Genomic DNA, 19,126 nt, shown 5'->3' on the forward strand with positions numbered 1-19,126 from the left:
GCAACGGGCGCGGCCTTCCATCAATGCAGCGGCAGCTTCAGTACCGACGGCGCGTTCGCCGGTGAACTGAAGGTCACCGTGCCACCCAACTGGCTGATGCCCGCATAGCGCAGATCCACCGTATCAACCACCAGGGTCAGGCGGCTGCCGGCCGGAACGTTCCAGCTGCTGGCTTCCAACCGCAGGTCGATGGTCTTCGCCTGCCCCGGGGTGGCACCACGCAGCGTATAGGGCTTGTGGCTGATCAGCTGGCCGTTGCCCAGCACGTCCTCGGCATACAGATAGGCATAGAGCGTGGTGTTGGCGCGACTGGGCGTGACGGTCAAGCGGACTTCCGGGGTGCCGTCCAGACGCTGCGCAGTCCACTGAATCGGCCCCTGCCACACGCCTGCGGCGTTGCGGCCCACGAACGGCACGTAGGCACCCGGCGGCAGGTTGATCATCTGCAGTGCACCAGAGGCCATTGCCACGCCGGAATTGGCAGCGGTCAGCAGGCCACTGCCGATGCGGTAACTCCAGCCGGTGCTGCTGCCGTTCTCGGCCAGGCCGCCCGTGGGCAGCAGCAGCCCTTTGGGGGCGGTCAGCGCATAGCTGACGGCGCCGGCATTGGTCGCCTGCCAGTTCGGGTAGGTGCTCCAGCTGCCCTTCTGCGACTTCAGCTGCACCGCAGGCTGCCGGTCGATGCCATTGGCTTCGCCCTTGAGGTAATGGTCGAACCAGTCGCCCACCGAATCGTAGACCTCGTTGGGAATACCCAATGCGCCAAAGGCTTCGTTGAGCGCGTGATCGCCATGGCGCAGCTGCAGCTGCTTGGGGCCTTTCAGGCGGTTGAAGAAATCAACCAGCTGGCCTGGCGGGAACAGGCTGTCGTTGAACGCGTTGGCCAGGAACACCGCTGGCTGGTTGGCGTTGATCTCGTCGATGCTGGACCCGGGGCTGCGCTGCGCCGCCACCGGCAACAGCGAGTCCACCGCGCCCTGGTAGTTGCCGACCAGCACATTGCGATTGATGGTGGACAGCTCCGGTCCGGGGCGGCCGGTTACCAGACCGGCTGCCACCAGCAGCGCGATGCCCTGCGCGCTGGGCGTGTCGTTGCTGTACAGCGACGCCTGCAGGTCGGCCCAGCCGCTCAGTGCGGCCACTGCCTTGATGCGCGGATCACGTGCGGCCGCCAGCAGGCTGGTGCCAGCCCCATAGGAGATGCCCGATACGCCGATCCGTGACGGGGCGGCGCGGGTGTTGTCCAGCGCCCAGTCAATCAGCGCACTGACGTCCTCGACCGTGGCCGGCCCCGCGATGTCGATGGCGCCGCCGGACTCCCAGAAGCCGCGCGAGCTGTAGCTGATCACCACGTAGCCACGCCGGGCCAGCGACTGCGCCACGCCCACGTATTCCACGCTGGGCACGGCCCAGCTGCTGGGCATCACCAACAGGGGATACCGTCCGCTTCCCGCGTCCTGCGGTTCGATGACGAAGGCCCCGAGAGGCGTGCCATCCCAGCTGGGAATGGTGCGATGGGTGGTCTTGACCGTGGCCGCCCAGGCGGTGGGCGCCAGCCCGGTCAGCAGGATCAACAGCAGCAATACCTTGCGCATCGTGGTCTCTCCCCGTCGGTGGTGGTGCAACGGATCGGACCGTACCAGTGCGAATGGTGGGTGACACCTTGCGACGCAGCATCGCCGGGCAAGGGCTCCGCCTTCAATGCGAATGCGACGTGCTATCATTCAGCAACGTCAAGAACGTCCCAGCCATCGCCAGCGGACTCGCTCCAGAGTGCTGCCCGATGTAGAAAACCCGATTGTTCACTGCCTGCCATGTGCAGCGCTGCACCCGCGCCTACTCCTGGCCCAGGTGCCTCATCCCCCCCCCCTCTTTCCAGCGTAGTCGCGACCCTGCGGCTGCCTGCGCTTTCATGGACATTGGAGCCAAAGGAACTCGTGCAATACGGATACCAGTCAATACCAGGCCGCGCCCGCCCCGCACCCTCAGCCATCCTCGCCTTCGCGCTCGCGCTTTCCCTGGGCGCCTGTGGATCTGAAGCCGACCAGGTTCACGCGCCTTCTCCATCAATCACTGATGCGGCATCGGAACCTCTGTCCGCCGCCGCGATCCGGCAGGGTGCTCCGTTACACGCCGCCAGGAACTCCGTACTTGATCGCTACAACCACACAGATCGACTGCGCCCCCTCATTGCGGATCTCGAATACCTGTCCGGCAGCGGCGATGGCAGCGCCAGCCTGATCCTGAGCCGCGTCTACAGCGAATGCAGCGGCTCGATCGACGCCTCGCTGCTCAGCGTCGCGGAGATTCCGCGCGAACGCCTCAGTGCACTTGCGCGAAGCAGCGGATGGCTGAAGCAGCGCTGTGATGGCGTCGCCGTCACCGCGCCCGAAGCCATCGAAAGGCAGCGTCACTACCGCGATCTTGCCGCCGAACAGGGCAGTCTCGTGGCCCAGATCGAAAAGACCGTGCTTTCGGGAGCGCTTGTCCTGACCGACAGGAACTTCTCAGTCGAGGATCACCGGACACTGGTCGACGCGGTCCTGATGCAGGACGACGGCGAAGCCTACATCGCACTCGCTGGCCTGATGGGTGACACCGCTGCCAGCCGCACCCGGCAGATGCAGCCTTTCAAGGTCGGCACGCAGGTGGATGAAGTCGCTTGGATCCTGGTCGGCTGCCAGAAAGGAGTGCCCTGCGGTACCGACTCCGCCCTGCTGAACCGCATGTGCGGGCAAGCCGGCATGTGTGGCTATGGATCGGTCGAGGATACCTACGCCAATGGCGTACTCACCAACGAAGAAATGAACGAGGCGCGTACCCGCGCTTCTACGATCATCGCAATGTCAAGGAAGATGAAGTGAACGCATCTGTGGTACGGAAGTTGTTGCTGGTAACGTTGATGGTCCCGGTGACTGTTATGGCTGCCAAGGGCATGGGAAAGGTGATCAATGCCGCTGATCGCATCTACAAGGACCTCGCCAACGTGGTCGATGCCAGCATCGGCTCCGATCTCGGGATCCGGCAGGCCGCCATGTTCCAGATGGTGGGTGCCTACCGCCTGTCGCATGGCCTTGCTTCGGTGAAGCGCGGCGAGACAATCACCTTCATCTGGCCGGACGGCTCCGCCGAGAAGGGACTGGCCGCTGATCCCTTCCTGACCACTGGCATCGAGCCGATTCCAGGCACTCAGATGACCAAGAAACAGATGTCCCTGCGCTGCGGCTCCTGCCACAATCAGTACAAGTGAACCGCAGGAAGCAACCGGTTCCGGCTGGCTGCACACTGCACATCCGGACGCTCCCTGCCACGCCCTAGCACTCGCGCGTGTCACCCACGCGCCGCCTGATCTGACACATCACCAGTGCTTGCGCGCTGTCACAGCTTCGCCTTTTCGTCGTTGACCTAAAGACGGCAGCTTGTGACGCTTACGACGCGGCAGGGCCTGCATGGCCCCACCCGTGCGGTCACGTCCTACCGCAATCCGCAGCACCCGACTCCGCAACGTCTCCGCATGACCCGGCTCCGGCACGGTCGTGGCGGACGACTGCGCCCTGAACTTCTGCTGGAGAACCGCAATGCGCCTTGCAAGCTTCTTCCTCGCGTTCGTCCTCAGTGCCGTCGCCGGCGCTGCCCAGGCCCAGGTCGTCACCCTCAACAAGGGCGGCTTCGTACTCACCTACGACTGCAGCATCCACAGCGCCACCCGCTACGAGTACACCCTGACCGCAGACACCGGCTCGGCCGCGCGGCCGTCCAGCTTCTACAAGGACCCCGACCTGCCGGCAGGCTGCCTCGGCCAGACCAGCACCGCTTCCTACGCCAGCATCAGATCCGGCTATGACCGCGGTCATCTGGTGACCTCCAACCACATGGACTACAACGCGACCTACATCCGCCGCGCCAACTACATGACCAACATCGTTCCGCAGGTATCCAGCTTCAACCAGGGCATCTGGGTGAAGGCCGAGAACGTGGCCGAGTGCTACCGCGACATCGCGCCGGTGGATGTCTATGGTGGTGTGGTCTACGGCAACGCCTCCAACGACTACTTCCTTTCCAGCCACGGCATCCCGACGCCGGAGTTCTTCTGGAAGACCATCATCACCCGTGACCCGAACACAGGCACAGCCAAGGCGATCAGCTGGATCATTCCCAACGAAGCCAATCTCGGCAGCCTTGACAGCTACCTGGTGACCATCGCCGATCTGGAAGAGCTGCTGGGTGCCAGCTACGTGGCGATCAACGCACCGGCCTCGCTGAAGAACATGCTGCCGGCCAGCACCTGGCCGCAGCCGGCGGGTTGTGATCTGGGCTGACCGGCCTGCCGGGAATGGGTGGCACCCGCTCCGGGTGCCACGCAAGGTTGGCTGTGGGAAAATGGCGGGCAATTGCACCACCGCATTGCCCCCTGGAGCTGTAGATGTCCCGTTTCCCGTTTGATGCCGTGCTGTTCGACTGCGACGGCGTACTCGTCGATTCCGAGCCGCTGGTCGCCCGCGTTCTCTCGGAAATGCTGACCGCACGCGGCTGGCCGCTGACCCCGGCGCAGGCGGGTGAAGTCTTCCTCGGCCAGTCCGTGGCCCATCTGGCAGGCCTGATCGAGGAGCGCACCGGCAAGCCGTTCACCGAGGAATGGCTGGAGGAGTTCCGCCAGCAGCGCAACCGGGCACTGGAACGTGACCTTGAAGCGATCCAGGGGGCACCCGAGGCCGTGCGTGCGATCGCTGCGGCCACCGGCGGGCGGATCGCCTGCGCTTCCGGTGCGGACCTGTTCAAGGTGAAGCTGCAGCTGGGCAAGGTCGGCATCCTCGATGCCTTCGGCGACCACGTTTTCAGCGGCCAGGACATGCCACGCACCAAGCCGCACCCGGACGCGTATCTGGCTGCTGCCGCAGCACTGGGCGTGGACCCGACGCGCTGTGCAGTCATCGAGGACACCGTCACCGGCGCCACCGCCGGCTTCGCGGCGGGTGCGACCGTGTTTGGTTTCAGCGAGGGCGGCCCGCACCACAGCACGCCGGAAGCCCTGCGTGCTGCGGGTGCGAAGGTGATCTTCCAGCGCATGGACCAGCTGCCTGCATTGCTTGCGGCCTACGCCGCCGACGCAGCCGCCTGAGGCAGCCTCAGCCCGCAGCGCCCAGCGCGGCGTTGCGGCGCCTCCCGGCGTAATGCAGCACGAACAGGTACAGGCCGGTGAACAGTTGCAGGAACAGCGGCGGCAGCGGCGAATAGGTGATCCACGCCGCAGGCTCGCCCTGCCCCAGCCCACGCACCACGAAGTTGGCGATCACCGCCAGGGTGAACACGATCGAGGTCCAGCGATGCACGGGCCGCGCCCAGTCACCGCGGCTCATTGCCGGCGCCTCGCTTCGGAACGGGCTTCGATCATCTTCCAGCCATTGCCGGACGGGTCACGGAATCCGGCGTCGACGGCGCCATAGCGCTCGATCGGCTCCTGGGTGAATTCCACGCCCTGTGCCAGCCATTGCGTGTAGCACGCCTGGCAGTCATCGACCGCCAGCACCAGGGGCGGCATTGCGCCTTTGGCCACCAGCTGCTGCAGCGAAAGCGCGGTGGCCGCATCGTGGGTGGGCGGGCCTGGCACGAACAGGCCCAGCTGGAAACCGTCCTGCCCGGGGCTGCGTACCGTCAGCCAGCGGTAGCTGCCATTGCGCACGTCGGTGTGCACTTCAAAGCCGAGCGTGCCGACGTAGAACGCGAGTGCTTCATCCTGGTCGCGCACATACAGGCCGACCGTGTTCACAGTGTTTGTCATGGGACCTCCCTCAGGTGGGATCCACGTTAGCAACCGCCTCACGGCGCCGCTTCTCCAAAACTGCGATGTTCAGGTCCGGTCGCTGCGCGGCACGTGCGTGGCACTCCGGCACGCTGGCCGGCGCCGCCTGGCCAGCACGCTCGCGCTCGCGCACATTGCCCGGGCTGTCGCCGGTGATGTCACGGAAGATGCGGCCAAAGGTGCCCTGGCTGCTCCAGCCCGTCTGCGCGGCGATTTCGGTGACCGGCAGATCGGTGTCACGCAACATCGCCACGGCCCGTTCGATGCGGCGGCTGAGAAGGTAGCGGTGCGGCGGCAGCCCGAAGGCCTGCTTGAACGAGCGGGCGAAGTGCGCCGGCGACACCGCACTGACCTCTGCCAGGCGCGCGACTGGCCACTCTTCGTGGCTGGCCCGGTCCATCCGGTCCTTGGCACGCAGCAGGCGCCGCAGCAGTTCGGGGCTCTGGTTCATGGCATCACCGCCTGGGCCAGATAGTGGCGTGCCGCATGCCGCGCCTCAGCGGCCTGCTCGACCAGCCAATCACGGAATGCAATGACCTTGGCACTGCCATTCCGCGCCGTGGGTGCCACGAACCAGAAGCTGCGACCGTCGCTGGCGACACCCGGATGCGCCTGCACCAGCCGCCCGCTGTCCAGCTCGGCCTGGAAAAGGATCGGCGAACCGATGGCGATGCCTTGCCCTGCGATCGCGGCGCCGACATCCAGATGCTCGACGGCAAAGGGCGCGACGAAACTCTCCGGTGCCGGTGGTGGCATGTGCCCGTGCGCGGCAAACCACAGGGCCCACCAGTCCGGCCGCCCGAGCAGGGGAATCTCCAGCGCGGTGCTGCCCAGCCCACGCGCCGCCGGCAGCAGCGCCGGCGCACACAACGGGGCAAAAATGCTGGGGAACAACGGCGTGGCCCGCAGCCCGGGCCACTCACCATTCCCGTTGCGGATGGCGGCATCGAAGTGACCGCCGGTCAGATCCTGCGGCTCTGCTGACAGATCCAGCTCCAGCACGAACTGCCGGTGGCGGGCGCGGAACGTGCCCAGCCGCGGCGTCAGCCAACTGGTGCCCAGCGTCGGCAGCACGGACAGGCGCAGTCGCGCCGCATCCATGTCAGCGGCGCGCATGAAGCTGGCGCGCAGTGCATCGAATGCCCGGGTCGCCTCCTGGGCGACGCTGGCACCCGCCACCGTCAGTTCCACGTGCTGTGCGTGGCGCAGGAACAGGCAGGTCCCGGTCTGGGCCTCCAGCCGCCGCACGTGGTAGCTCACCGATGCCGCACTGGTGTCCAGCTCCTCGGCGGCACGCGCGAAGCTGCCCAGCCGCGCCGCCGCCTCGAAGGCGCGGATGGCGGCAAGTGATGGCAGCTGGCGTTGGGTGACCATAAGTGTGACTTAGCCTGAGCCCCGATATCTGCGTGGTCAATCCCCCTCCTGTCCGCAACGATGGAGGCACCTTCGACACGGGATCACGCACATGGATCGACGGCAGTTCCTGGCTACCCTGGCCGCCGCGGCGGCGTCGACTGCCCTGCCCTCCGGGTGGGCCCTGGCCAGCCACGGCGAAGACTGGAAATGGTTGCAGGGTAACTGGCAGGTCCGGCACCAACGCCTGAAGGAGCGCCTGGTCGGCGATACCCGTTGGGAGTCCTTCACCGGTTCCAGCGCGGTCTGGCTCACCCTGGGCGGACTCGGCACCATCGATGACAACGTCATGGCGCTGCCTTCAGGTGCCTACAGGGGCCTGGGCGTACGTGCATTTGATCCGGTGTCTTCCACGTGGTCGATCTGGTGGATCGATGGCCGCAATCCTGCCCGTATCGAAGCCCCCGTGCGTGGCGTTTTCGAGGGCGATGCCGGCAGCTTCCGCGGCACCGACCGGATCGACGGGCGCCCCATCGACGTGTGGTTCCGCTGGCATGACATCCACGGCGAGGAGCCGTGGTGGGAGCAGGCGTTCTCCGACGATGCCGGTGCGCACTGGGAAGTGAACTGGCGCAACGGGTTCCGCCGCACTGCTGCGATCCCCTCTCCGCTTCCGAAGCTGCCGGATGCACCGGGCGATTTTGATTTCCTGGTGGGCCATTGGAACGTGCGCCATCGTCGCCTGCGCGCTCGGCTGGCGGGCAGCGATGCGTGGGACGCGTTCAACGGCACCCTGCACAACTGGCCGGTACTGGGAGGATTCGGCAACGTGGGTGACAACCTGATGAACGTGCCTGGAGCGCCGCTGCGCGGCATGGGCATCCGCGCCTGGAATGCGGCGGAGCAGCACTGGCTGAGCTGGTGGCTGGATGGCCGGGAGCCGACCCGGATCGGCGCGCCACTGCGCGGTGGTTTCCAGGCCGGTGTCGGCCGCTTCTTCGGCGAAGACCAGCACGACGGTCGATCAATCCAGACGCGGGTGATCTGGTCGCGCATCACCCCGCGTTCGGCGCGCTGGGAACAGGCGGCTTCGATTGATGGTGGGCGCAGCTGGGAAACCAACTGGGTCAGCGACTTCGAGCGACAGGCATGAAGGCGCTGCTGGCCGTGCTGCTGCTGGTTGCTGCGTCGCCTGCCGCGTCTCCATCCAGGGTGCTGCAGATCGTCGGCCCGGCCGAGCGCTTTGCCCCGGGCGTTGCATCCACGCAGTACGACGAGATTCGACTGACTTTGAGCCCGGACGGAAAAACCGCACTGTGGTTCAGCCGCAACCGGCCCGGCGGTCCGGGCGGGTATGACATCTGGGTCTCCCGCAACGATGGGCAGCGCTGGCGGCCGGCGACGCCGGTGCCGTTCAACACGCCGGGGCGCGACTTCGATCCCGCCTTTTCCGCCGATGGCCGCGTGGTGTATTTCTGCTCGGATCGCGCAGGCGGCCAGGGCGGCGACGATCTGTATCGGGTCAGCATGGGGAGCGACGGTCGATTCGGGGAGCCGGTCAATCTTGGCCCCGCAGTGAACAGCGCGGCCGATGAGTTCGCGCCGATGCTCTCGCCAGACGGTCGTACGCTGCTGTTCTCCAGCGATCGCGCAGGTGGTGCGGGTGGCCATGACCTCTACGTCGCAGCGATGGTCCGTGGCATGGCGCAGCCGGCACGGCCGCTGCCGGGAGACCTCAATACCGCAGCGCAGGAGTTCGATGCCACCTTCCTGGGCGACGGCCGGACGCTGGTGTTTGCCCGCGCCCTGGACTTCGGCAGTGCACCGGTACGCCAGTTCATTGCCTACGCGCGTGGAGGCCGTTATGACGCAGGCCTTGCATTGCCCTCCCCCTTGAACGAGGCCTCCGGCGACAGCTACGGCGCGATGCTCGATGGCTCGCAACCCGACACCTTGACCTATTCGGCGCGGCGTGCGGACGGTGCAGGGTTGGACCTGTACCGCATCCGCTATCGGATGATGCGCCCTTGAAGGCAGATGTTGTCGATTTTCGGCGCCCCCGTTCGTCGAGAGGATGACTACCCCAGGAGAAAACGCAGATGGCCTCACACCAGTCCCTTGCCTGCGCCTGCGGCCAGGTGCGCCTGACCGCCACGGGCCAACCCATTGCCACCGTCGAATGCTGCTGCGACAGCTGCCGCAAGGCCGGCGCCATGCTGCAGTCGATGCCCCGAGCACCGGACGTGCTGGGCCCGCACGGCCAGACGCTCTTCGTAATGCACCGCAAGGATCGCGTCAGCATCGATGCCGGACATTCCATGCTGCGCGTGTTGCGGTTGTCCAGCAGCGGCGGCAGCCGCCGCGTCCTGGCAGGATGCTGCAATACACCGCTCTTCCTGGAGTTCAGCGGCGGCCATTGGCTGAGCCTCTATGGCCTGTTGTGGCCGGCATCGGCAAGACCCGCCGTGGAGATGCGGACGATGGTCAGTGATCTTCCTGATCCGTCTGTCCTTCCCGACGATGTGCCGAACCTGGAGACCCGGTCGTTGCAATTCTATGCCCGGTTGATGAAGGCGTGGATCGCCATGGGCTTCCGCAGCCCACGCATCGAAGTCGCAGGAGATACCCATGTCTGAGCCGGAGCGGATCGAGATCGAGAGCATCACCACGCCCGGGCACATCCAGCGCGTGGATCGTGCCAAGTATCTCGCCATGCGCCATGCCTTGCTGCGGGCCCTGCCTGCGCAACCGCCCGGCCTGACCGTTGCGCAGGCAAAACAGGCACTGCTGCCACATCTGCCCGCCGCCCTGTTCCCGGCTGGTGCCACCGCCGGCTGGTGGTTGAAGGCCGTGCAGCTGGACCTGGAAGCCAAGGGCGTGATCGAGCGCGTCGCGGGCAAGCCGTTGCGCCTGTTCAAGCACCTGGCGGCCGGCTGATCAGCGCTGCGCTGGCAGCTCCAGCCGGTGCTTGCGGCACAGGCGATACACCGTCACCCGCGATATCTGCATCTGCCGCGCACACTCGGAGACGTTGTAGCCGGTCTGGCGCAGGGTCTGCAGCAGCACATCGCGCTCAGCCTGCCCCCGTGCATCGTGCAGCATCGCCGCGGGCAGGACCGCCGCCGATGCGCCCAGCTCCAGGTCACGCTCACTGATCAGCTCGCCTTCGGCCATGATCGCTGCACGCTGCACACGGTTGAGAAGTTCGCGTACGTTGCCGGGCCAGTCGAAGCGCCGCATGGCGTGCACTGCGGCCGGTGCAAAGCCGCGTGCACGCACGCTGTGGCGCAACCGGAAGCAGCGCAGGAAGTGCTCGGCCAACAGCTGCACGTCGGCGCCGCGCTCACGCAGCGGTGGCATCAGCAGGCGCAGCACATTCAGACGGTAGTAGAGATCGCTGCGGAACCGTCCCTGCGCCACCGCGTGTTCCAGTTCGACGTGGGTCGCGGCAAGTACACGCACGTCTGCGCGCAGCGGCTGGCTGCTGCCCACGCGCTCGAAGGTTCCCTCCTGCAGCACGCGCAGCAGGCTGGTCTGTGCTTCTGCCGGCAGATCGCCCACTTCATCAAGAAATACCGTTCCGCCGTGGGCCGATTCGAACACGCCGATCTGCCGCTTGTCGGCACCGGTGAACGAGCCACGTTCGTGGCCGAACAGCTCCGACTGCACCAGGTTGGCCGGAATCGCACCGCAGTTCACTGCAATGAAAGGCCTGCCGGCACGCCCCGACAGCGCATGCAGCGCGTGTGCGGCCAGTTCCTTGCCTGTACCGGTTTCACCGGTGACCAGCACCGGCAGTTCCACCGGCGCAAACTTGTGCAGCACCGTGCGTACCGCATGCAACGCGGCGCTTTCGCCAATCAGCGCGTGCGGTCCGTGCCCACCGCAGGTTGCGTCGACAGGCGGATCATCCGCGTCGAACTGCTGGCGCATTGCGCAGACCAGGTCCTGCAGGCCGAACGGCAGCGTGAAGCGCGCGCAGCATCGCTGCAGCAACGGCAGCCAAGCCGGCGATGTGGGTCCGGCACCCGGTGGTAGTACCGCCAGCCAGGGCAGATGCTGGTGCTGCTCGATCCACGGCACCAGCAGCTGCAGCGCGACCGCATCGAGATGGCGCAGATCGAGCACGGCGAGCAATCGATCGCGCCCACGCAGGCCAATCGCCATGGCGGGATCGGGATGGATGCTGCGCACATACCAGCCCGCTGCCGCCAGCGCACTGCGCTCGTTCGCCAACGGCTCGCCAAACCAGAGCACGCAACGTGACGTAGAAGCCTCCGGGACCGCTGCCATGCTTCCCCCAGCATCCGGACACCGTCGGCGGACTGTCAGGCAATCACCGGCGTGCCGCCCCCCGCCGGGACCTCTACGGCCACCGGGGTGGCCTTTGTTGGGCGGATCCTAGCGCTTCCCTAAACGGCGGCGCAATGAGCAGTGCGTCAAGAAATTCCTGGCTGAAGCGGCACCGTAGCAGACGGCGACGCCACCTGTAACACCGATGCGACAGTCGCCCGCAGCCCTTGCCCTGCGGCGCCTGGGGCTTCGAAATCCCAACAATTCCGCGACGTGCCTGTAACAGCGTGGCAGCAGCCCGGTCAGGTGCTGCGCGGTCACCATGTTGGCGCGTGGGCACTTCGAAGTTGGCACGGTTGATGCGTGGTTCCGCCGCACCCATCGCGGGAGATCGGCATGGACGGCACCACCCTGATTCGAGGCCTGGCCGCAGCGCTGGCAATAGCCCTGCTGTCGGTTGGCGTCGACGCGTCCGCGTCGGGCGCCCGCCAGGGCGTGAAGGCACAACCGGGCGAAATCGTCCTGTTGCGGGACGTCTCCGCGCGGCCGGCCTATCGCATGGCACCACCGGGCATGGCGCTGATTGCCGACCCGAAACCGCAGCGCGAGATCGCCACCGCATTGGGCGCCGGCGGCACGACGACCGGCATGGATGAATTGAGCGATGAGGACTATGCCGGCATGGGGGCCGGCCAGGCAGCGTCCATCGCGGCGCCGGGTGGAACCACCGTTGAACGGGTCACCCGGCAGGCCCTGGGCGGCACGCTTGGCCGCAGTGGCGACGGCATGGTCGGCAGCAACCTGGGGGGCGCCATGAGTGGTCCGCTCGGTGCGGTCGGCAGCAGCACCCGCGGTATCGCCGACACCGTGCGCGGCGCACTGGCCCAGTTCCCCCTGCAGGGCACGGCCCCGGCAGGTGGAAAATGAAGACCCTGCACGGCGTGCTTCTGCTGCTCGCTGCCATGCCCGCGGCGACCTGGGCCGATGACTACAGCGGCATGCTCGCCTATCTCGACGTGGCCCGGATCGACGGCCACGCACTGGCCGGGGCCAATGGCGCCATCGCCGTGAACCAGGCCGCCGGCGACCTCAACGTGCAGGCCAACCTGCGGGGTATCGCCAAGGGCGATCGCGCCGACGTAGCGATCAATGCGCGGCAACTGCAGCAGGGCAACCGCGTGCTGTCCGGGCCGCTGCAGGCCACTGCATTCATTGGCGGTGACGCACTGGCCGGTGCCAGTGGCATCGCATCCATCAACCAGGCCAGCGGCATCGCCAACACGACGCTCAACGTCGTCAGCGCGACGCTGGCCCGACAGGGCATACGCGAAACCGACGATACGGCCTTGGCCGCCGAGGGTTCCGCGTTGGCAGGGGGGCGGGACGACACCGGTCGCGGCGTCGCGACGGGCACCCGCAGCGCCGGTGTAGCCAGCACCGCACTGCGGGGATTCGACGGGGTCCTGCAACTCAATCAGATCGCGGGCAACGGCAACGACACGGCCAACGTACTGGGCCTGGTCGTGCAGGACCGCCCGTGACAACCACCCAACCGATGCACCACCTGATGAGAGAGAGGGCACCATGAAAGCGACCGTCAAACAGACCATGCTCGCCATGGCGATTGCCACTGCCTCGACCGCCGCTGCGGCCAATGGCTGGGACAACCAGAACGCCAACGCGAACATCAACCACAACCACACCGTCAGCGAAACCCGCAACGACACCCACAACCACACTGACAACGACGTGCGCAACCGCACCGTCAACGTCAATGTGCAGAAGCACAGCAACATCCAGGCCGACGAACGCAAGGAGAAGAACAACCACGGCGTCGACGTGAACCTGGAGAAGGACCTGCGGCTGAGCACCGACATCAATTTCTCCGGCGACCCGAACATCACCGGCGACATCGACCTCGACTCGGCGGCCATTGCCGTGATCGACAACCGCCAGTCGATCAGCAACAACGCCACCAGCAACAGCCTGGTCACCAACAGTGCGTCCATCGGTGACAGCGTGGGTGCAGGCGCATCGGGCAATCTCGGCTTCAACGTGGTATCCGGCGACAACAACGCCCAGGACAATGCCGCGTCGCTGTCCGCTGCCGATGCGTCCTTCAGCTTCGGCATGGCCGACGCCGAGGTGTTCGTCAACCAGGCCGGCTTCGGCAACGCCACCATGAACTCCGGCGTCACCAACGCCGCAGGTCTCGGCGGCAATGCCTTTGGCGGCGCGTCCGGCAACATCGGCGTGAACATCGCCTCGGGCAACAACAACGAGCAGAAGAACGCGCTCGCGGCCTCGGTAGCGACCACGGCGGTGGCCCAGTCGAGCATCAGCTCCAACCAGGTCTCCACCGGCAACACGGTCAGCAATGCCGGCTTCGTGCAGTCCTACACCGATACCGTGCAGGTCGGCATGCGTGGCGGCGTCAGCGGCCTGACCCTGGCCTATGGCGCCGGCACCTACCGCGGCACCGGCAACGCCTACCAGATGGCCAACTACTACCTGGATACGTGGAATGGCGAGCTGCCGCACCCGGGTGGCAACAGCACCGGCCACATCGACCTGGACAACGAGATCCAGAACGCCACGATGAACCCCAATCGGCCGGGGGTGGGCGGCCTGGGCTTCGATACGCGTGAGAGTGGCACCAGCCAGTTCGTCGAACTGGGCGTGGCCGACCTGTATGCCAGCCTCAGCGGCACGGTCAGCACCACGCGCTGGGTGAACGTCAACGCGACCAACACCTCGGCGTTGTCCGGCAGTGCCTTCTCGGGCGCCTCCGGCAACATCGGCGTGAACGTTGCTGCGGGCACCGGCAACCTGCAGGCCAACAGCCTGGCCCTGGCAGTCGCCCAGCCCAGCACCGGCGGCGGTGGCGGCAACGGCGAGTAAGCGCAACACCCCGGCCGTCCGCCAATGGCCGGGTCCCCGGGAGCCCCTGTTCCTCCTCCCCCTTGGAACGGGGGCTCCCCCCTGCTGCCGGAGAACGTAGATGATCCGTTGCCCTCCATCGATGCGCCTGCTGGCCTGCCTGTTGCTGCTGGGCACCGCATCGGCGTGGGCGGGCGAGGTCCACTTCGCCGGCGTGCTGCCCAACGGCGCGCTGCTGCAGCAGAAGGTCGAAAGCATGCAGGAGCGGCGCTACCGCAACGTGGTGCGCCAGCACACCGATTACAGCTGCGGGGCGGCCTCATTGGCGACCATCCTGCGCCATGCCTATCACCTGCAGACCGACGAAGCGACGGTGATCGAAGGGATGATGGGGGTCTCCGACCCGGCGCTGGTGGCCGAACGCGGCTTCTCCCTGCTCGACATCAAGCGCTACGTGGAATCGCTGGGCATGCGTGGCCGGGGCTACCGCATCGATGAAACACGACTGCGCACCCTTCGCGTGCCAGGGCTGGTGCTGATGGACGTGCGCGGCTTCCGCCATTTCGTGGTGCTCAAGCAGGTGCGCAACGGCATCGTGGAAGTGGCTGACCCGATCCTCGGCAACCGCAGCCTGGCGCTGCCGGAGTTCCTGGCCGCCTGGCCATCGCGCGCGGTCTTCGTGGTAATCGGTAGCGATTTCGATCGCAACACGGTTCTTCTGCAACCCAGCGAACGGCCCAGTGCCCGCGCGCTCTACGCGCGGCAGGGGCCGATCACCGATGCCGAACTGGTCGACTTCGGCTTCAGCCACGCCGACCTGTTCTGAGGAGGTACGACCATGTTCCGTCAACACGTATGGATGGCTCTGCTGCTGATGGCCCCTGCCCTGCCCCTGCAGGCCGCCGACGGCAGGACCGGGCGTGGACTCACGGAAATCCCCGATCCGGAGCTGAGCCTGATGCGGGGGCGCTACACCGTGGGCGGCAGCAACGTTGCCTGGTTCGGGGTCACCATGGTGTCGCAGTGGCAGGCCAGCAACGGCACGACCCTGCAGGGCAGCCTGACCCTGGGCATGGACTTCCGTGGCGGTGGCGCGCCGAAACTCAGCTTCCAGCCCAGCGTGCATGTCACGGCAGCCGATGCGCCGCTGCCCGATACCCAGGGACGCAGCATCGACAGCAGCGGCCTGGCCAACGCCAGCGGCCTGGTGCAGAGCGTGCAAGTGGCCGGCGATGGCAATGTCGCGCGCAACGTCACCACGCTGACCGTCCGCGAGGGTGGCGTGCCGGCTGCTCTCTCTGATGGCGCAGGCAGCGTCAGCGCGCAGCAGTCTGGCGCCAGCGCGACGGCGGTGCTGGAAGGCAACCAGGCACGCCTGCTGCTGCAGGTGGATGGCCAGGGGCTGGTGCAGCAGTGGATCCGCAATGGCAGCGTCGGCCAGGGCATCGCCCTCGCCGGTGACGGCCAGATCGCCAGCAACCAGCTGCGGTTGGAGCTGGTGCGCAACGCCGTGGGCGGCAACCTGCCGTTGAGCCAGAACGTGGCCCAGGCGATTGCGTTGAACCGCGGCATGGGGCCGGGCCAGTAGCAGGGCCTGGCATTGGGGGAAACGCTCCACAACGCAGGACACGAACATGCACACCCTGATGAGGATCACCCCGTTGGCGCTGGCGGCGCTGGCGGGCACCGCCCTTGCTGCACCGCCGACGCCTGACGATGGCGCTGACGTGCAGGCCCTGGCCAACCAGCTGGAACAGCTGAAGGCCAACTACGCACAGGAAGTGCGGCGGTTGCGCGAACTGGACATGCAGGTGCAGGCCATGCAGGCGCGCCTGGGCGGGCGGGTTGGCCCAACCTCGACCCCACCGGCCGCGCCATTGGCGCAGGCGGCGGCCGCCGCGGTTCCGCCGAGCAGCGAGGGCTACGCCAGTACCGCTGCCGAGGCCCAGCAGGCCAAGCAGGAGTCGCGGCGCAGCGTGGACGACGTGAAGCAGCAGCAATCGGCCCTGTTCTCGCGCCGCTTCACCATCGAGAACAGCCTCACCTACGCACGCTACGACCGCAAGCAGCTCACCCTCAACGGCTTCCTCGCGTTGGACGCCATCTTCCTCGGCAATATCGCCATCGAGAACGTGGAGTCCGACTCGCTGACCTACAACGTGGCGGCCCGCTGGGGCGTCAGCCCGAACCTGACGCTCAACCTGGATGTGCCCTATCTGGCGCGGCGCACCGTGTACCAGAAAGGCGGCGCCGGCGGTGCAGCAGCCGCCATCGCACAGGAACAGACCAACGGCAACGGCCTGGGCGACATTGGCCTGAGCGCGAACTACCGGCTGTTCGGCGAACGCGGCTGGCGCCCGGAGACCGTGCTCACGGCCGGCGTCACCGCCCCCACCGGGCGCGCACCCTACGGCCTGGACTGGAAGGTGATCGAGCGCGATGACGATGACTACATCCGCTTCGCCGTGCCGCGCGAGCAGCCCACCGGCAACGGCGTCTGGCAGGCCAACCTCGGCCTGTCGATGGTGAAGACCGCCGACCCGGCCATCCTGTTTGCCAACATCGGCTATGTGCACTCCATCCCGCGCGGATTCAACGACATCGACAGCAATCCGGACACGGTCAACCCGGGCGACGTGAAGCTGGGCGGCTCGGTGTACTTCGGCGCAGGCGTTGCCTTCGCATTCAACGAGCGGACCAGCCTGAGCCTGTCCTTCAGTGACCGCATCAGCGCCCGCGCCTCCACCCGCTTCCAGGGCGGCAAGTGGATGAAGGTGATCGGCAGTGACGCCAATGCGGCATCCCTGAATCTGGGCGTGACCTATGCGCTGAACCAGCACACCACGCTGGTGACGCTGCTGGGCATCGGGTTGACCCCGGATGCGCCGGACTTCACGCTGGCGTTCAAGATTCCGTACATGCTCTAGCGCTCTCGGGCCGTCGACGGCGCGGCTGCTGCCCGCCGTCGTCGATTCCACCGCATCGGCACAGATCCACGCGATGGCGCCGCATTGCGCGTCGATTCCGCCGATTCCCGCAGTCTCCCCGTTTCTAGCATGCCCCTGAGCCGGCCATTCCAGGCCTCGCGCCGCGCAGGGTGCTCCATGCTGAACATCATCCGCAACGACATCATCGGCTGGACCGTGCAGGACTCGAGTCCGACGGAAGCCTTGGTCCTCAACAACATCACCGTCGGCAAGGGCGGCGAAGCCATTCCGTGGAACACCTACGGCATGGAGATCGAGTTCTGTACGCACGACAGTTCGATCTTCGCCTTCACCCATGTGACCGCCGCCCGCCTCTGGCCCGGAGAGATCCCGTGGAAGAACAACACGAAGCTGAACCTGGGCGAGAACGGCCCATGGATGATCGAGTCCGATTCCGACCACACCTTAGAACTCGTCAGCCCGCCCCTGCACTTCAGCACCATCGAGGCAGCATACGGATTCAAGGCCAAGCTGGTTCAGGCGCTGCGCGACTCGGTCGCGGTCACCGTGCCGCTGCCGGACGACCGCATGGAGATCGAGGATCCGCCGATGGAGGCCGGCACACCGATCGTAGCCTGCCTCTTCCACCGCTGGGAGGAGCGTTTCCAGGGGCGCCTGCGCGCCCTTCTCACTGATGCAGCCAATGCTGGCCTGATTGGCCTGCACGAGCGGGACAACGCTGCACAGCAGCTTGCGCCTGCCAGCTGCGAGTACGCCGACTGGCGCCGGGTGGACGAGGAGGTCAATCTCTACAACGTTGACGATGGCATCAACATTCCTGCCGCCCGCTATCGCCTCCAGTTGCAGCAGGACACGTGGCCGGACTACACCCGGCAGATCATTCTTGCCAAGTACAGCAAGTTCTGGTCCAGCGGATTCTCCTCGCAGATGAACCTGCCCATGACCCTGTGTGGCTACTACCTTTACATGCTGCGCAAGACAGCCATGCCCCGGTACAACGAACTGCTCACCGGCCTCGGGCATCCTCCGTGCATCACCGAGCGCGACAACCGCAAGCTCAATCACTGGTACTGGCGGCATGTCCTGCTGCGCGCCTGCTGTGGCTACATCTTCAAGGTACAGGGCCTGGACACACAGCATGCCTTCGATCCCGTACAGCTGCCGCGTTGCGCCGTGCTCTACCTGGTCTCAAGCAAGCTGCTTACCGGTGCCATGGCCGCCATCAGCGAGCCATTGCAGCTGGAGATGCAACGTGCTGCCTGGGACGCCAGCTCCACCCAGGCCATCGACGCGGACCAGGGCAGCACGTTGACAGCGGCGCAGCGTGACTGGGCGCCCTATCACAGCAGCCTGAAGGACCTGACCGGCATCTGGTTGAAAGCCTCGCTGCTGGATGTACTGCGCACACAGGATCTGGCCACCTACCAATGGGCGGTGCTGAACCTGCCTGCGGTGCTGAGAGATCCCACTATCTGGTTCACCGCGTTCGAAGACTGGGATGTGCTCAAAACCATCGAACGGCTGCGCGATCGCGCGGATGTGGACTGGAATGACCTGGACTACTTCCGCCGCCGTGAAACCCGTGCGGCGTTGACCGCACGCATACAGACCGTTGCGCGGGAACTGGCCGATCGGTTGACCGATCTCGGCCAACCGCTGCCACCGGTGCCGGGCCCGGCTGACCTGCCACCGCCAGATCAACGCCGCTTCCTGGAACGCGAAGGCGTTCCGCCATGGGAAGCGCGCTACGACACGTTGTACCGGCCGATCGTCACCGACGCCGAGGGCAATGCCGTGCAGCCTGCCCGCTATCTGATCGAACACCGTAACAACTGACCGCAACCACCCACCC

21 protein-coding genes are annotated in these 19,126 nt (G+C 66.4%); 15 read left to right on the plus strand and 6 right to left on the minus strand.

Annotated elements, in window-relative coordinates; genetic code table 11:
• Positions 1–20: 20 nt before the first annotated feature.
• Positions 21–1,595, minus strand: a complete 1,575-nt coding sequence (locus AC13GF_RS06315) for a CocE/NonD family hydrolase (protein WP_483003915.1) — start codon at positions 1,593–1,595, stop codon at positions 21–23.
• Between the two features lie 342 nt (positions 1,596–1,937).
• Here AC13GF_RS06315 and AC13GF_RS06320 point away from each other — a divergent pair, with 342 nt between their 5' ends.
• From AC13GF_RS06320 to AC13GF_RS06335, 4 genes are all read left to right on the plus strand, one after another.
• Positions 1,938–2,864 carry a hypothetical protein gene (locus tag AC13GF_RS06320; protein ID WP_483003916.1) on the plus strand — a complete coding sequence of 309 codons (927 nt, stop codon included), beginning with the start codon at positions 1,938–1,940 and terminating at the stop codon, positions 2,862–2,864.
• A complete protein-coding gene (locus AC13GF_RS06325; RefSeq protein ID WP_483003918.1) occupies positions 2,861–3,250 on the plus strand; it encodes a hypothetical protein in 390 nt (129 codons plus the stop codon). Before AC13GF_RS06320 ends, AC13GF_RS06325 begins: the two co-directional genes overlap by 4 nt.
• A gap of 328 nt (positions 3,251–3,578) precedes the next feature.
• A complete protein-coding gene (locus AC13GF_RS06330; RefSeq protein WP_483003920.1) occupies positions 3,579–4,319 on the plus strand; it encodes a DNA/RNA non-specific endonuclease in 741 nt (246 codons plus the stop codon).
• A gap of 104 nt (positions 4,320–4,423) precedes the next feature.
• Entirely contained in the window at positions 4,424–5,119 is a 696-nt protein-coding gene (locus tag AC13GF_RS06335) for an HAD family hydrolase (protein ID WP_483003922.1), read from the plus strand.
• 7 nt (positions 5,120–5,126) lie between these two features.
• On the opposite strand, the gene AC13GF_RS06340 is transcribed toward AC13GF_RS06335, so the two are convergent.
• From AC13GF_RS06340 to AC13GF_RS06355, 4 genes are read right to left on the minus strand one after another with little or no spacing between them, the layout of a single operon-like run.
• A complete protein-coding gene (locus tag AC13GF_RS06340; RefSeq protein WP_483003923.1) occupies positions 5,127–5,357 on the minus strand; it encodes a hypothetical protein in 231 nt (76 codons plus the stop codon).
• Positions 5,354–5,779 carry a VOC family protein gene (locus tag AC13GF_RS06345; RefSeq protein WP_088436517.1) on the minus strand — a complete coding sequence of 142 codons (426 nt, stop codon included), beginning with the start codon at positions 5,777–5,779 and terminating at the stop codon, positions 5,354–5,356. Before AC13GF_RS06345 ends, AC13GF_RS06340 begins: the two co-directional genes overlap by 4 nt.
• Positions 5,780–5,789: 10 nt before the next feature.
• Complete coding sequence (locus AC13GF_RS06350) at positions 5,790–6,251, minus strand: helix-turn-helix domain-containing protein (RefSeq protein WP_483003925.1); 462 nt, start codon at positions 6,249–6,251, stop codon at positions 5,790–5,792.
• Positions 6,248–7,174 (minus strand): LysR substrate-binding domain-containing protein, encoded by a 927-nt coding sequence (locus tag AC13GF_RS06355; protein ID WP_111151038.1) that lies wholly within the window; start codon positions 7,172–7,174, stop codon positions 6,248–6,250. Before AC13GF_RS06355 ends, AC13GF_RS06350 begins: the two co-directional genes overlap by 4 nt.
• 91 nt (positions 7,175–7,265) lie before the next feature.
• Here AC13GF_RS06355 and AC13GF_RS06360 point away from each other — a divergent pair, with 91 nt between their 5' ends.
• The 4 genes from AC13GF_RS06360 (at position 7,266) to AC13GF_RS06375 (ending at position 10,090) form a co-directional block, all read left to right on the plus strand.
• Complete coding sequence (locus AC13GF_RS06360) at positions 7,266–8,306, plus strand: hypothetical protein (protein ID WP_483003927.1); 1,041 nt, start codon at positions 7,266–7,268, stop codon at positions 8,304–8,306.
• The gene (locus tag AC13GF_RS06365) at positions 8,303–9,184 is read left to right on the plus strand and encodes a TolB family protein (protein WP_483003929.1); all 882 of its coding nucleotides are present in this window, start codon (positions 8,303–8,305) and stop codon (positions 9,182–9,184) included. The genes AC13GF_RS06360 and AC13GF_RS06365 overlap by 4 nt, the downstream gene beginning before the upstream one ends.
• A gap of 68 nt (positions 9,185–9,252) precedes the next feature.
• A complete protein-coding gene (locus AC13GF_RS06370; RefSeq protein ID WP_483003931.1) occupies positions 9,253–9,789 on the plus strand; it encodes a GFA family protein in 537 nt (178 codons plus the stop codon).
• A complete protein-coding gene (locus AC13GF_RS06375; protein WP_088479274.1) occupies positions 9,782–10,090 on the plus strand; it encodes a DUF6958 family protein in 309 nt (102 codons plus the stop codon). Before AC13GF_RS06370 ends, AC13GF_RS06375 begins: the two co-directional genes overlap by 8 nt.
• On the opposite strand, the gene AC13GF_RS06380 is transcribed toward AC13GF_RS06375, so the two are convergent.
• Positions 10,091–11,446: a sigma-54 interaction domain-containing protein gene (locus AC13GF_RS06380; protein ID WP_483003932.1), complete on the minus strand. Its 1,356-nt coding sequence runs from the start codon at positions 11,444–11,446 to the stop codon at positions 10,091–10,093.
• 396 nt (positions 11,447–11,842) lie between these two features.
• Between AC13GF_RS06380 and AC13GF_RS06385 the strand changes: the two genes are divergently transcribed.
• The 7 genes from AC13GF_RS06385 (at position 11,843) to AC13GF_RS06415 (ending at position 19,110) form a co-directional block, all read left to right on the plus strand.
• Complete coding sequence (locus AC13GF_RS06385; protein WP_483003933.1) at positions 11,843–12,373, plus strand: hypothetical protein; 531 nt, start codon at positions 11,843–11,845, stop codon at positions 12,371–12,373.
• Positions 12,370–12,987 carry a hypothetical protein gene (locus AC13GF_RS06390; RefSeq protein ID WP_111151031.1) on the plus strand — a complete coding sequence of 206 codons (618 nt, stop codon included), beginning with the start codon at positions 12,370–12,372 and terminating at the stop codon, positions 12,985–12,987. The genes AC13GF_RS06385 and AC13GF_RS06390 overlap by 4 nt, the downstream gene beginning before the upstream one ends.
• 43 nt (positions 12,988–13,030) lie before the next feature.
• Positions 13,031–14,347 carry an adhesin gene (locus AC13GF_RS06395; RefSeq protein WP_126929059.1) on the plus strand — a complete coding sequence of 439 codons (1,317 nt, stop codon included), beginning with the start codon at positions 13,031–13,033 and terminating at the stop codon, positions 14,345–14,347.
• A 100-nt stretch (positions 14,348–14,447) separates the two neighbouring features.
• On the plus strand, positions 14,448–15,152 hold the full coding sequence (locus tag AC13GF_RS06400; protein WP_483003934.1) for a C39 family peptidase: 705 nt from the start codon (positions 14,448–14,450) through the stop codon (positions 15,150–15,152).
• A gap of 12 nt (positions 15,153–15,164) precedes the next feature.
• Positions 15,165–15,914, plus strand: coding sequence for a hypothetical protein (locus AC13GF_RS06405; protein WP_483003936.1), 750 nt, complete (start codon positions 15,165–15,167; stop codon positions 15,912–15,914).
• A 46-nt stretch (positions 15,915–15,960) separates the two neighbouring features.
• Positions 15,961–17,253 (plus strand): transporter, encoded by a 1,293-nt coding sequence (locus tag AC13GF_RS06410; RefSeq protein WP_483003937.1) that lies wholly within the window; start codon positions 15,961–15,963, stop codon positions 17,251–17,253.
• Between the two features lie 177 nt (positions 17,254–17,430).
• A complete protein-coding gene (locus AC13GF_RS06415; protein WP_483003939.1) occupies positions 17,431–19,110 on the plus strand; it encodes a hypothetical protein in 1,680 nt (559 codons plus the stop codon).
• Positions 19,111–19,126 lie beyond the last annotated feature (16 nt).

The organism is Stenotrophomonas sp. 22LJNL06-5-1, from assembly GCF_056861455.1.